The sequence below is a fragment of the Burkholderia sp. PAMC 26561 genome (genome assembly GCF_001557535.2).
In the GTDB taxonomy this organism is placed as follows: Bacteria; Pseudomonadota; Gammaproteobacteria; order Burkholderiales; family Burkholderiaceae; genus Caballeronia.
Genome location: NZ_CP014315.1, coordinates 1,337,590 through 1,349,991, shown reverse-complemented (window position 1 = coordinate 1,349,991; position 12,402 = coordinate 1,337,590). Strand labels below are relative to the sequence as shown.

General features: G+C 62.0%; 12 protein-coding genes. 6 read left to right on the top strand and 6 right to left on the bottom strand.

Features of this window, described 5'->3' with window-relative positions:
• Positions 1–24 precede the first annotated feature (24 nt).
• Genes hydA through AXG89_RS40700 form a run of 5 tightly spaced genes read right to left on the bottom strand, consistent with a single transcriptional unit; the run spans position 25 to position 5,312 of the window.
• Entirely contained in the window at positions 25–1,440 is a 1,416-nt protein-coding gene (gene hydA, locus AXG89_RS40720; RefSeq protein WP_075357483.1) for a dihydropyrimidinase, read from the bottom strand.
• Between the two features lie 22 nt (positions 1,441–1,462).
• Complete coding sequence (locus AXG89_RS40715) at positions 1,463–2,398, bottom strand: dihydrodipicolinate synthase family protein (RefSeq protein WP_075357484.1); 936 nt, start codon at positions 2,396–2,398, stop codon at positions 1,463–1,465.
• A 16-nt stretch (positions 2,399–2,414) separates the two neighbouring features.
• Positions 2,415–3,587 carry an NAD(P)/FAD-dependent oxidoreductase gene (locus AXG89_RS40710; protein ID WP_075357485.1) on the bottom strand — a complete coding sequence of 391 codons (1,173 nt, stop codon included), beginning with the start codon at positions 3,585–3,587 and terminating at the stop codon, positions 2,415–2,417.
• The gene (locus AXG89_RS40705; protein WP_075357486.1) at positions 3,584–5,005 is read right to left on the bottom strand and encodes an NAD(P)/FAD-dependent oxidoreductase; all 1,422 of its coding nucleotides are present in this window, start codon (positions 5,003–5,005) and stop codon (positions 3,584–3,586) included. The genes AXG89_RS40710 and AXG89_RS40705 overlap by 4 nt, the downstream gene beginning before the upstream one ends.
• Entirely contained in the window at positions 4,998–5,312 is a 315-nt protein-coding gene (locus AXG89_RS40700; RefSeq protein ID WP_075357487.1) for a 2Fe-2S iron-sulfur cluster-binding protein, read from the bottom strand. The genes AXG89_RS40705 and AXG89_RS40700 overlap by 8 nt, the downstream gene beginning before the upstream one ends.
• A 177-nt stretch (positions 5,313–5,489) precedes the next feature.
• Here AXG89_RS40700 and AXG89_RS40695 point away from each other — a divergent pair, with 177 nt between their 5' ends.
• The 5 genes from AXG89_RS40695 (at position 5,490) to AXG89_RS40675 (ending at position 9,758) form a co-directional block, all read left to right on the top strand.
• Positions 5,490–6,308, top strand: a complete 819-nt coding sequence (locus AXG89_RS40695) for a transporter substrate-binding domain-containing protein (RefSeq protein ID WP_062001748.1) — start codon at positions 5,490–5,492, stop codon at positions 6,306–6,308.
• 97 nt (positions 6,309–6,405) lie between these two features.
• Positions 6,406–7,074, top strand: a complete 669-nt coding sequence (locus tag AXG89_RS40690; RefSeq protein ID WP_075357488.1) for an amino acid ABC transporter permease — start codon at positions 6,406–6,408, stop codon at positions 7,072–7,074.
• Complete coding sequence (locus AXG89_RS40685) at positions 7,074–7,763, top strand: amino acid ABC transporter permease (protein WP_075357489.1); 690 nt, start codon at positions 7,074–7,076, stop codon at positions 7,761–7,763. The genes AXG89_RS40690 and AXG89_RS40685 overlap by 1 nt, the downstream gene beginning before the upstream one ends.
• Positions 7,741–8,478 (top strand): amino acid ABC transporter ATP-binding protein, encoded by a 738-nt coding sequence (locus tag AXG89_RS40680; protein ID WP_062001751.1) that lies wholly within the window; start codon positions 7,741–7,743, stop codon positions 8,476–8,478. Before AXG89_RS40685 ends, AXG89_RS40680 begins: the two co-directional genes overlap by 23 nt.
• 41 nt (positions 8,479–8,519) lie before the next feature.
• Positions 8,520–9,758: an ArgE/DapE family deacylase gene (locus AXG89_RS40675; RefSeq protein ID WP_075357491.1), complete on the top strand. Its 1,239-nt coding sequence runs from the start codon at positions 8,520–8,522 to the stop codon at positions 9,756–9,758.
• A 4-nt stretch (positions 9,759–9,762) separates the two neighbouring features.
• On the opposite strand, the gene AXG89_RS40670 is transcribed toward AXG89_RS40675, so the two are convergent.
• Complete coding sequence (locus tag AXG89_RS40670; RefSeq protein ID WP_075357492.1) at positions 9,763–10,419, bottom strand: GntR family transcriptional regulator; 657 nt, start codon at positions 10,417–10,419, stop codon at positions 9,763–9,765.
• 439 nt (positions 10,420–10,858) lie between these two features.
• Here AXG89_RS40670 and AXG89_RS40665 point away from each other — a divergent pair, with 439 nt between their 5' ends.
• Positions 10,859–12,340, top strand: coding sequence for an aldehyde dehydrogenase (locus AXG89_RS40665; RefSeq protein ID WP_075357493.1), 1,482 nt, complete (start codon positions 10,859–10,861; stop codon positions 12,338–12,340).
• Positions 12,341–12,402 lie beyond the last annotated feature (62 nt).

The following is a 12,402-nucleotide window of genomic DNA, read 5'->3' as shown; positions in this document are numbered from 1 at the left end:
CAGGCTTGTAGCCTGGCGTGACGCTTACCAGTGCGCGCCGAGTTCGCCACGCGCGACGAACTCTCCTCCACCGGAGCGGCCGACCCAGTCGTTGTCATCGATCAGCAGTTCGCCGCGCAGCAGCACTTTCTTCACACGACCGGTTACGCGATGTCCTTCGAACAGCGTGAAATCGCAATCGCTGTGCTGGGTATCGGCGCTGATGGTGTGCGACTCGTCGGGATCGAACAGGACAATATCGGCATCGCTGCCAACGGCGATCGTGCCTTTCTTCGGAAACAGCCCGAAGAGCTTTGCGGGCGCAGTCGACATCAACTCGACAAAGCGATTCAGGGAGATCCTGCCGGGACGCACGCCCCCGTTGTAGACCACTGTCATGCGGGTCTCGACGCCCGGCACGCCATTGGGGATCTTCGAGAAATCGTCGGCGCCGAAGGGCTTCTGGTTGACGCGTCCGAGATGCCCTTCCTTCATGCAGTAAGGGCAATGATCGGTGGAGATCAGTTGCAGGTCGTCGGTCTTGAGCGCGGTCCACAGGGCGTTTTGCGCATCCTTCGAGCGCAGCGGCGGACTCATCACGTAGCGCGCGATATCGAAGCTTTCGTCGGCGTAAGCGGACTCATCGAAGAAAAGGTAATGCGGGCACGTTTCCGCGAACACGGGAATGCCGAGATCGCGCGCCTCGATCACATGCTTCAACGCTTCCTTCGCCGACAAATGCACGAAGTACACTGGCGCCTCGGCCAGTTCGGCGAGCTTGATGCCGCGGTGCGTCGCCTCGCCTTCCATGATGGCAGGACGCGTGAGCGCGTGATACTTCGGCGCGGTATGACCTTGCGCGAGCGCCTCCTTGATCAGCAGGTCGATGATCGTGCCGTTCTCGGCGTGCAGCGCAATCATTCCGCCGTGCTGGCCGACCATGCGCATGGCCTGGAAGATGGCGGCGTCGTCGGACATGACGGTGCCGGGATACGCCATGAACATCTTGAAGCTCGACACGCCTTCGTGCCGGATTGCGTACTGCATGTCGCCGAGCACGCGCTCGTCGACATGGGTGACGATCACGTGAAACCCGTAGTCGATGCTCGCCTTCGAATCCGCCTTGCCGCGTGCCCGCGCAATAGCATCGAGGGGACTCGTGCCGGCCGTCTGAAGCGCGAAGTCGATGATCGTGGTCGTCCCGCCGAACGCGGCGGACCGTGTACCTGACGCAAAGTTGTCGGCGGTGACCGAAGGCCCGAAGGTGTTTTCCATATGCGTGTGGCAATCCACGCCGCCGGGGAACACGAGCAGGCCGGCTGCGTCGATCACGCGCGCGTCCTCGCCGCCCTCCAGGTTCAGTCCAATGCAGACCACGCGCTCGCCTTCCACCAGGATATCGGCCACGTAATCGTCCACCGCCGTGATGATGCGGCCGCCTTTGATCAGGGTTCGTGTCATGCGTGGCTCCTTGTCAGAATCGTTAAAGACGGGTTGCGATGCTCAGGGCGTCATCGAGACGCGCAAGTTCGAGTGCCGACAGCGGCGGAATGGGCGGACGCATCGCCGCGTTGGGAAAGCGGCCCAGCCGATGCAGGCAAGCCTTCAGGCGCGCGTTTGCATGCGCGCCGGGCGCCGTGCCGTAGATGGCTTTCGCAAGCGGATAAACGCGTTCGTGCAGGCGTTGAGCTTCGGCGAGATCGCCGTTCTTCACCGCCCGGTACAACGCCACGATGAGTTCCGGCACGACCGCAGCGAGGCTCACCAGACTGCCCTCGGTGCCCGTGACGAAGCAGGTGAAAAGGTGTTCGTCGCCGGAAGCCATCACGGCGACATGGGGCGCGACCGTTTTGACCAGCCGCCGGTTCGCCTCGTAGGCGGCGGTTTCCCAACTGCCTTCCTTGATCGCCACGACTTCCGGCAAGCCGGCCAGCGCGGTCAGCATCTCGGGCGTGTACGCCATGCCGCCCGTGCCGACGCCGGCCTGATACAGCATCATCGGCATGCGGGCTTCGGCGTTCACAATCCGGTGGTGGGTGAGGACGGTATCGAGATCCGTCGACAATGCCCATGAGAACGGCGGGAACAGCAGCAGGGCATCGGCGCCGGCCCGTTTTGCATCGTTGGCGTGCGACTGCGCCTCGTAGCTGTCCTCGGAATTTACGCCCGCCACGATGATCAGCCGGTCGCCGCATACATCGTGCGCAATCTCGACCACGCGGCGCTTGTCCGCCGCTGACAACATGAAATTCTCGCCGGCGTGGCCGTTCACGAGCAGTCCGGCAATGCCGTCCACTGCAGATACGTCCGCGATGTGCCGCTCGAGCGCGGCTTCGTCCACATGGCGCCCGTCGGTGTCGAGCGGACAAAGGGTGGCGGCGTAAATACCGTCATAGGGAGCGTCGTGCGTCGGGATCATTCTCGTGGTCTCGGGTTCAGGCAGGTTTGACAGTATTGGCGGTCGATGAACCGGGCGGCACGATCAGCCGCGCAGGATCGAAGAGCGGCATGGCGGGTTCTTCGCCAAGGATGGCCTGGCTCAGCAGCCGGCCCATGTAAGGGCCGCTCGTATAGCCCGAATGCACGCAGCCGATGACCCATGCGCCGGGCAAGCCGGGCAGCGCGCCAAGCATGGGCATGGCGTCGGCGGTTTCAGATTCGAGTCCGAGCCAGATACGGTTCACACGCGCGCGGGCCAGGGCGGGGATCACGTGCTGCGCGAGCCGCAGATTGCCGATCAGGTTGTCCGGCACAGTCTCGACGCCGCCGCGTTCCCGATCGCCAATGCCCTGCCAGCCGCCGCCAATCAGCACGGTGCCGTTCGCGAACTGCTTCATGGAAAGCAGCCCGTTTGCGATGCTCAGCACCGAGCGCATGACCGGCTCCATGCGCTCGGTGACGATCAACTGGTTGACGAGCGTCTTCACTGGAATGTCGATGCCGAGCATCGCAAGCAAGGGTTCGAGCCAGACGCCGCCGGCCATGACGAGACGGGTGGCTTCAATGCTGACGGTCTCATCGGCGGTGCGGATGCGATAAACCCCCTTCACGCGCTCGACACCCGACACCGCAGTCTGCTCGATGATGCGAACGCCCGCGTCGCTCAACGCGGCGTGGTAAGCGCGGCCGGTCAGATAGGCGCTGGCAAAACCGTCGGTGGCGCAATACGCTGCCTCGAGCATGGCGGGATTCAGGCCCGGTTCAATGGCGAGCGCCGCGTGCCGGTCCAGCAGGTCGATCTGTGCGCCGAACTCGCGGCGGGCGGCGGCGCGTTGCTGCAACAGGCCACGCTCGGCTTCGGTGAATGCCAGCGACAAACCCGGCGCCGCCGTGGCAAGAACGCTTTGCCCGAGCCATGCGCCGGTGTTCGTCCACATCTTCCAGGCTTCGATGGCATAGGGCACGAGCGCGGCGCGCGTCATGTGCAGCGTGAGCGTTCCGGCGTTCACTCCCGACGCTCCCCGACACAGCGCGCCGCGCTCGACAATTGCGACGCGCATTCCGGCGCGCGCGAGGAAAAGCGCTGTCGTACAGCCCATCACGCCGCCACCGACGATGGCCACGTCGAAGCGGCTTGCCGATGTGCGGTTCGCTTGAAGATCGCTCATAGCGGCGCCGCCTTCGGGATCGGGATATCGGCGTAGGTGAAGTCGCCCGTAAGCGCTTCCACGGTCATCGGGCGCAACGGGGTGCGCGCGGAAAAAGAGCCGGCTTGTTCGCGTGACCCTCCCGGGGTTCGCGCCGCCAGAATTTCTGCAGCGATGTCGCCACAGGTCCGTCCCTGGCACGGTCCCATGCCGCATCGTGTCCATGCCTTGAGCTGGTCCGCATCGCGAGCACCTGCGTCGCAGGCCGCATCGATCTCGCCGCGCGTCACGTCTTCGCAGCGGCACACGATCACGTCCGGTCCAATGCTGTCGATGTGACCGTGGCGCAGTGCCATCATCCGCGACATCGAGCGGCCAAAGCGCGCGGATTTCGCATGGGCGCGGCGGGCGTTGTCGAGTTCCGAATCAGGTGGCTGCGTTTTTCCGGTGGCCAGGTCCAGCGCGCAGGCAAGTCCTGCCAGCGTCCCGTGATGGATTGCCGCGGCCGCTCCGGCAATGCCCGCGCCATCACCGGCAACATAAAGGCGATCCCGCGATGTCCGTCCATCCCCGTCCGCCTGCGCTATCCAGCCACCCGCATCCCGGGAATAGCGATGCTTCGCCCGCAAGAGCCGCGTGATTTCGGTCGATGGCGTCAGCCCATGCCCCACCGTGACGCAATCGGCGCTTACCATGCGGCGCGGCCCGTCGACCGGACGTCCGGCGGCATCGCACGGTGCGAGCGTCGCCATCAGGTCGCTGCCGTCGCCGTTCACTTCGACAATCGTATGGCGCGAATATATCGGGACGCCCGCACGCCGGATGGTGCGCCACCAGTCGAAACCTTCACGCATGAGATCCGGCCGCGAGACCATGGCAGGCAGCGCACGCGCCCAGTCGAGCGGCCCCGCAATATCCACGATTGCTTCGACCTTGCCGCCAATGTCGATCGTCTTGGCGGCAACCGCGGCCAACAGAGGTCCGCATCCGGCGACCAGCGTGGTGCTGCCCGGGGCCATGCCTTGCGACTTGAGCAGGATCGTCGCGGCGGCGAGTCCGATCACGCCCGGCGTGGTCCAGCCTTCGAACGGCACGACACGCTCGGTGGTGCCGGACGCCACTATCAATGCGCGCCCCGTGCAATGAACAGGACCGGACGGACCTGACGCATCCACGCGGTAATCGCCCGTCACCGCCCACACGGTATGCCCGAAGAAGACGGTGACTGCGCTGTTGTTCAAGGCGTGGCGCAGGGCATCGCCGGCCCGGCTGTCATGTGTCTCAGCGTGATCGGCCACGCTCGGCGCGCGATACACCTGACCGCCGGCGGCGGCGTTTTCATCGAAGAGCGCGACCTCGAGTCCCGACGATGCCGCCGCCAGCGCAGCATGCACGCCAGCGGGACCACCGCCTATTACAAGTACGTCGAAGCTATTCATCCGCGCCGGCCTCCGGCACCTGCTCGACGCACATTCCTTCAGCGACCGTGGTCTTGCATGCGAGCGAGCGCGTCGTGCCGATCATGACAAGGCATTCCTGGCACGAGCCCATTGCGCAGAACATGCCACGCGGTGCGCCATTGCGCGGGCTGTTTCGCAGCGTCCTGATGCCCGCCGCAAAGAGCGCCGCCGCCACGCTCGCACCGGCGTGTGCGCTTACCGGCTGGCCGCAGAACATCAACGTGACGGGCGCCGCGCTCATGCGTTCGTGCGCCTGAATGAGGGGAGGGGTTTCGTCGGTGCGCATTGCAGAGCCTTGCTTGACAACTAATTTCGTCGATGTTTTGATACTAACGTATACGATGCGTATACGCAAAACGACCAAAATAAAGCGGTCCGGAATTTTCCCGAACCACGCGCTGGTATTGCCCGGCAGTGTCTTTTCTGCCCTTCACCCATTTCGAACCGATGACGGAGTTACCGCATGAAATCCAGGATTGTCTTTAGCCGGGTATTTGCCGCGGGCCTTGCTGCCTTCGCGCTGCTTGGCTCGATCAACGCTTCGGCACGTTCGCTGGATGAGATCCTTGCGTCCAAGAAGATCGTGTTCGGCATCAACCCGAACCTGCCGCCGCTCGGCACCTATGACGCGAAGAACAACATCGACGGATTCGATGTGACGATTGCCCGGAAGATCGCGGATTCGCTCGGCGTGAAGCTGGAGATCGTCCCGGTCGGCTCGAACGACCGCGTGCCGTATCTGATGACCGACAAGATCGATGCTGTGATGGGCGGCATGACCCGCAACGCCGACCGGCTGAAGGTGATCGACTTCACCGATCCGGTGAACACCGAAGTGCTTGGCGTACTCACGACCGAAGGCAAGCCGTACAAGGACTGGACGCAGTTGAACGATCCGGCGGTGCGGCTGGTGCAGGTGCGCGGCACGACGCCGATCCAGTTGATCCAGGAGAAGTTGCCGAAGGCGCAATTGCTGATCCTCGACAACTATCCGGACGCCGTTCGCGCGATTGCCCAGGGCCGGGCCGATGCGCTGATCGACGTCCTCGACTTCATGTTGAGCTATACGAAGAACTATCCGACGAAATGGCGTGTCGTCGATGCACCCATTGAAGTGGACTACGACTGCATAGGCGTGCAGAAGGGCAATACCGCGCTGACGCAGCGGCTCAACACGGAAATTGGCACGCTGCAGAAGAACGGCTTTGTAGCCGCGAGCTGGAAGAAGTGGTTTGGTAGCGCCATGCTGCACGATCCGACCGCGGCACCCGCGGCCCAATGAATTGAGCCTGCTGCGCGAATGACCGGCGTTTGATCCACGGGTTTATCGGCAACCATACGCGCAGCCGCGATTCAACAAACGCTGGAGCAGTTCTTCGATGTCCCTGAATTTCGCGCCCATTGTTCATCAATGGCCTTATCTGCTTGGCGGCGCGTGGCTGAGCCTGCAGATCGCCGTGCTCGCGTTCGCGATGGGCATGGCGATCGGCCTCGTCTGCGCCGCCATGCTGCGTTATGGCACGCCGTGGCTGCGCGGCATCGTTCGCGGGTATGTGATTTTTGCGACCAACACACCGCAGCTCGTCCAGATTTTCTTTTTGTTTTTCGCATTGCCGGAAATCGGCGTGACCTTGTCGCCGTTCACCGCCGTTCTGATTGGCGCGACCTTCAATGCCGGCGCATATCTCTGCGAGATCCAGCGTGCAGGCTTTGAATCGGTGAGGCACATGGAGGTGGAGGCAGCCGAAGTGCTCGGCTTTTCGACCGCGCAGATCGTGCGCTACGTCATCGTTCCTCACGTCATGAAGGTCATGTTTGCGCCGCTCTCAAATCAGTTCATCGTGATGACGCTCGGGACGTCCATGGCGTCCGTCTTCGGTGTCGAGGAACTCACCGGGCGCACCTTCAACCTGAGTTCGCAGACGTATCTGTCAGTCGAGTCGTTCAGCGTCGCTGCGCTCTTGTACATCGTTATTACACTGATCGCCACTTTCGCCCTGGTGATGATCGGACGGCACCTGTGCCGCGCCAAAATCAAGGTCTTCTGATGTTCGCTTCTCCACAGGCCGAAATAGCGCAGCTTTTTTCCTATTACAACCTGCTCCTGCTGGCCCAGGGTCTGGCCGCGACCTTCGTGCTCTCGGCAATCGGGTGTCTGGCGGGATTTTCGGTCGGCTTCGTCGTCGCGGTCATTCGCGTGACGCGTGCGCGCGCGGCCGCCCCCTTGCGATGGGTCGCCTTCGCCTACTGCTTCCTGTTTCGGCGCGTACCGTTTCTCGTGACCCTCATGCTGGTGTTCTACGCCAGCCAGTCTTCCGGTGCGAAGCTGTCCACGTTTGCCGTGGCGCTGGTGAGCGTGTGCCTGATTGCATCTGCGTATCTCGGCGAAATCATCCGCAGCGGGCTCGAGTCGGTACACAAAAACCAATGGGACGCGGCACTGACGCTGAACTTCTCGTTCTTCGAAACGTTGCGCTTCGTGATCGTGCCGCAGGCATGGCGCGTCGTGGTGCCGCCAACCTTCGGCTTTTTTGTCATGTTCATCAAGGACACCGCGCTCGCGTCGCAGATCAGCGTGATGGAGCTGACTTCGGCGGGAAAAGTGCTTACGAACAAGGGCTTTTCTTCGTGGCTTGTGTACGGCACCGTGCTGGTCCTTTATTTTGCACTGTCATATCCGCTTTCACGGATCGGCAAACGTCTGGAGAGAAAACTTGCCGCAACTCGAAATCGTTGATCTGAAGGCTTCGTACGGACCGCATACCGTGCTCGAGCGTATCAATCTCTCGGTGGAGAAAGGGGAGATCGTGAGCTTGATCGGGCCGTCGGGCTCGGGCAAGAGCACCTTGCTGCGAGTGCTGATGGGGTTGTTGCCGCCGGAGCACGGCACGGTTCGAATCAATGGGCAGCTCGTGAACTATGCCGACAAGACGACGGTGCGCGCGTTGCGGGCCGAGATCGCAATCGTGTTCCAGCAATACAACCTGTTTCAGAACATGACCGTGCTCGAGAACGTGATGATCACGCCGCTCAAGATCAAGCGCTGGCCGAAGCAGGAAGTCGAGGAAAACGCGGTCCGCCTGCTCACGCGCGTGGGGCTTGGCCACAGGCTCAAGGCCTATCCCGACGAGCTGTCGGGCGGGCAGCAGCAGCGTGTCGCGATTGCGCGCGCGCTTGCGCTCAAACCCAACGTGTTGTTCCTCGACGAAGTCACCGCCGCGCTCGACCCCGAACTCGTCAACGAAGTGCTCGATACCATTCGCGCGCTGGCGCTGGAGGGCATCACGCTGTTTATCGTGTCGCATGAAATGAGTTTCGTGCGCGAGGTATCGTCGAAAGTCGTATTCATGGCCGGTGGCCACGTGATAGAAACAGGATCCCCGAAGGAAATCTTCGATACACCACGAGAAACCCGCACGCGGGAATTCGTGAGCAAGATACTGCGCCATTGATAGTTATTGCGTCCCTTACCCATGCACCTTCGCCAGACAACATGAGCTCAGACACTCTCAACGCGGCGCTGCTTGCGCAGATCGACCAGCACTTCGACCATGAAGTTTCGTTTCTCTCTGCGCTCGTACGCAAGCCTTCCGACAACCCGCCCGGCGACTGCGCCGGACACGCCGAAATGGCCGCGCTCGCGCTGGAATCATTCGGCTTCGAGGTTGAACGCCACCCCGTACCGCAAGCCGATGTGACGCGCGCCGGCATGACCAGTGCGACGAATCTCGTGGTGCGGCATCGCTTTGGCGACGGCCCTGTGATCGCGCTGAATGCGCATGGCGACGTGGTGCCTCCCGGCGATGGCTGGAGCGCCGATCCATACGGCGCCGAAATCCGCGATGGCTGGATGATCGGGCGCGGCGCGGCGGTATCGAAGTCGGATTTCGCGACTTATGCGTTTGCGTTGAAGGCGTTAATCGACAGTCATGCGCCGCTTGCCGGCACCGTCGAGTTGCACCTCACCTACGACGAAGAAAGCGGCGGCCTGATCGGTCCGGCATGGTTGCTTGCGCAAGGTATCGTCAAGCCTGATTATGCGATCTGCGCGGGATTCTCTTATGCGATCACGACCGCGCACAACGGCGCGATCCATCTGGAAGTGACCGTGCGCGGCAAGTCCGCGCACGCCGCGCGCCCCGACACCGGGCACGATGCCCTCGAAGCTGCAACGGCCGTGCTCAACGCGCTGTACAAACACCGGGAAGCGTTGAAACTGATCCGCTCGGCTACAGAGGGGATCGAGCATCCGACGCTCGTGGTCGGGCTGATAGAAGGGGGGATCAATACGAATGTCGTGCCCGACAAGGTGACGTTGCGCCTTGATCGCCGGGTGATTCCCGAGGAGACGTCGCGCGCTGTCGTGCCGCAGCTCACCGCGTTGATCGAGGCATCGGTTGCGGGATATGAGGGGATTTCAGTCGATGTCCGCGAAATCCTCGTCACGTCGCCGTTGCGGGCGATCGAGGGTGCAGAGCGCTTGTCGGCGGCGTTGCAACGCGCCGCCCGGCAAACGCTTTCCCGCGATATCCCGACCGAGGGCGTGCCGCTTTATACCGACGCCCGGCTGTACTGCGAGGCCGGTGTTCCCACTGTCATCTACGGCGCGGGACCGCGCACGCTGCTCGAGGCGAACGGGCATCGCGCAGACGAGCGTGTGGCGCTCGAAGACCTTCGCGTGGCGACAAAGACCATCGCGCTCGCGCTTGCGGATCTTCTCGCGCCAGCATGACTGATCACGCGCCGCTGTCCTGACTCAAACGGTCGAGGACGTAGCGGCGCAGATTCTGCAGATGCGTGCGAACCGCTGCGCGAGCCGCTTCGGTGTTGTCGGCCAGATAAGCTTCGAGGATCGCGAGATGTTCTGAGCGGTCTTCTTCAATGCGATTGAACGGCGTGGTCAGTTCGAACAGGCGGCTGTTCGTGCGCACGACTTCAATGGTACGGGCGAGCACGTCATTGCCGCTCGCCTGCGCCATCATGGTGTGGACTTGATCGTCGACTTGCCAGTGCTCCTGTTCCTGGTGACCGCTGCGCAGCGCCTTGACCTTCTTGATCAACTGCTGGATCAGCTTTTTCTCGATCTTGCCGATCGCAAGGCCGATTGCTTCCGCTTCCAGCAGCTCGCGCACTTTCATGGCCTGGAAATATTCCTGGGCACTGACGAACCGCACCGAATACGAGCGGGCTCCCGCTCTTGCCAGCAACCCTTCGCCTTCGAGACGCAGCAGTGCTTCGCGCATGGGCGTGCGGGAAATGTTGAGCTCTTCAGCAAGGCGTCCCTCGACGACTGCGCCGCCACTGCGCAAGGCCTTGTCGAGAATCATCCGGCGCAAAGTCTGGTACGCCAGTTCGCCCAGTTTCTCTGGATTCGTTTGTAATGACGATGTCAATTTTTTCAGCGCTCGAGAACGTATCGGTATACGTATTGTATGCGATGCAAGCACGAGATTAAATCTAGTGGCATGCGCGGCTTTTCTTCGAATAGACGGGATTGCTCGTCGTATTCGTCGCGGATTTCATGAGAAAGCTAGGTGTTTCCCCGAGCATGCCCATAGGCGTGGGTCATGCCGGTTGGTAAGGTTTCGTCATTTCACCGAAGATGTGACTGGCGAGTGCGAAATGTTCTCAAGCCCCTACGGGAACGCGTTACAGCGATCCAGAAAGGCCGCCTGCGCCCTCCAAAAACCACTCCGGGCATTTCGTTGAATGCCATTTCGGAATCATGTCAGTACTAAACGTCGCTTGTTGCAGACCTCTGTAGATAGCCATAATTTTCGCAAGGTCCGAACGGATCGCTGCACATCCAATGGCATTTACAGGAGTCGAAGCATGGTTCAACGATATCAACTGTTCATCAACAACGAATGGGTCGACCCGGCGAGCGATACGTGGTTCGACTCGCTCGATCCATTTTCGGGTGAACCGTGGGCGGAGATTCCACGCGCGAATGAAGCGGATGTCAGCCGTGCGGTCGAGGCCGCCTCGGCCGCACTCGATGGTCCGTGGGGCCACATGTCGGCGACGGATCGCGGCCTGCTGCTGCACAAGCTCGGCGCGCTCATCGAAAAGCATGCGGACACGCTGACCGAAGTGGAAAGCCGGGATAACGGCAAGCTGCGCAGCGAAGTGGGCGGGCAGGTCCGCTACATGGCGAAATACTTCTACTACTATGGCGGCCTCGCGGACAAGATCCAGGGCGCCGTCATCCCCATGGACAAGCCGAAGGTATTCAACTACACCCGCTATGAGCCGCTCGGCGTGGTGGCGACCATCACGCCGTGGAACTCCTCGCTGTTGCTCACCGCCTGGAAGCTGGCACCCGCTTTGTGCGCCGGGAATACGGTGATCGCAAAGCCGTCCGAATACACCTCGGCCTCGCTCTTCGAACTTGCAAAGCTCTTCGTGGAAGCCGGTTTCCCGCGAGGCGTGTTCAACGTGCTGACTGGCTTCGGCAAGGAAGTGGGCGAGCCGCTCGTGATTCACCCGAAGGTCGCACGCATTGCGTTCACCGGCGGCGATGCGGGAGGCAAGGCCGTCAACGTGCTCGGCGCACAGCACTTCAAGCGCGTCTCGCTCGAACTGGGCGGGAAGTCCCCCAACATCATCTTCGATGACGCCGATCTCACCCGCGCGGCCAACGGCGTGATCACCGGCATTTTCTCCGCAGGCGGTCAGACCTGCATGGCGGGCTCGCGCCTGCTGCTTCAGGAAAGCATCCACGACGAATTCGTCGAGCGCCTGATAGCGATCAGCAGCAAGGCGAAGCTCGGCGATCCGTCGCTGCCCGACGTGCAGGTAGGACCGGTCGCGACCAGGCCGCAGTTCGACAAGGTCATGGAGTACATCGGCATTGCGAAAGCGGAGGGCGCGCGCTGCGTGTTCGGCGGCAATTCGCGTTCGGGCGAAGGTTTCGGCGCCGGCCAGTTCGTTGAGCCGACCATCTTCGTCGATGTGGACAACAGCATGCGCATCGCGCAGGAAGAAGTGTTTGGACCCGTGCTCTCGGTGATCAAGTTCAAGGACGAGGAAGATGCAATCCGCATCGCCAACAATATTCGCTTCGGCCTTGCATCTGGTGTGTGGACAAAGAGCCTGCACCGCGCGATGTACATGTCCGAGCGCCTCAAGGCCGGCACCGTGTGGGTGAACAACTACCGGTCGACGAGTTTCACGACGCCGTTCGGCGGCTACAAGCATAGCGGTATTGGCCGGGAAGGCGGGATTGAGGCAGTGAAGGAATATCTCGAGACCAAGAGCGTATGGATCTCAACGGATCTCGACATGCCTGATCCGTTCGTCCGCAAGTATTGAGCGTTGGCGAAGTCGCACTGAGCAGGCCGGACCCCCAAGCGGGGACGTCTCGCACGAACGAT

Coding starts and splice junctions, on each gene's coding strand:
- hydA (WP_075357483.1), bottom strand. CDS start 1,440: ATGACACGAACCCTGATCAAAGGCGGCCGCATCATCACGGCGGTGGAC.
- AXG89_RS40710 (WP_075357485.1), bottom strand. CDS start 3,587: ATGAGCGATCTTCAAGCGAACCGCACATCGGCAAGCCGCTTCGACGTG.
- AXG89_RS40705 (WP_075357486.1), bottom strand. CDS start 5,005: ATGAATAGCTTCGACGTACTTGTAATAGGCGGTGGTCCCGCTGGCGTG.
- AXG89_RS40665 (WP_075357493.1), top strand. CDS start 10,859: ATGGTTCAACGATATCAACTGTTCATCAACAACGAATGGGTCGACCCG.
- AXG89_RS40695 (WP_062001748.1), top strand. CDS start 5,490: ATGAAATCCAGGATTGTCTTTAGCCGGGTATTTGCCGCGGGCCTTGCT.
- AXG89_RS40715 (WP_075357484.1), bottom strand. CDS start 2,398: ATGATCCCGACGCACGACGCTCCCTATGACGGTATTTACGCCGCCACC.
- AXG89_RS40690 (WP_075357488.1), top strand. CDS start 6,406: ATGTCCCTGAATTTCGCGCCCATTGTTCATCAATGGCCTTATCTGCTT.
- AXG89_RS40700 (WP_075357487.1), bottom strand. CDS start 5,312: ATGCGCACCGACGAAACCCCTCCCCTCATTCAGGCGCACGAACGCATG.
- AXG89_RS40675 (WP_075357491.1), top strand. CDS start 8,520: ATGAGCTCAGACACTCTCAACGCGGCGCTGCTTGCGCAGATCGACCAG.
- AXG89_RS40685 (WP_075357489.1), top strand. CDS start 7,074: ATGTTCGCTTCTCCACAGGCCGAAATAGCGCAGCTTTTTTCCTATTAC.